Source organism: Psychroserpens mesophilus, from assembly GCF_050617655.1.
Lineage (GTDB): Bacteria > Bacteroidota > Bacteroidia > Flavobacteriales > Flavobacteriaceae > Psychroserpens > Psychroserpens mesophilus_A.
Map to the genome: position 1 here is coordinate 1 of NZ_JBODQC010000406.1, position 245 is coordinate 245.

Below are 245 nucleotides of genomic sequence, written 5' to 3' on the forward strand. Positions count from 1 at the left end.
GATGACACAAAATCCGGGGTCGTCCGTGAGGTGGGCCCCCGGGTTCCTCCACCCATAGGCTCCTTCAATCAGGTCGTCGGCGTTTTTCGGGCCCCAGACCCCTGCCGAATAGCCATAGGTCACCACGTCCCCGGCCTCCGACCAGTATTTCAGTATCGGATCCACAAACTCCCAGGCGGGTTCCACCTCATCGGCACGGGCACAGAGGGTTGTATCCCCCTGCATGGCATCCAGCGGGAGGCGGT

The 245-nt window shown here is 62.4% G+C and carries 1 pseudogene; it reads right to left on the minus strand.

From position 1 onward, the window contains the following. Positions 1-245, minus strand: a pseudogene (locus tag ACRHNM_RS17795) (glucose-6-phosphate dehydrogenase); the annotation flags it as partial.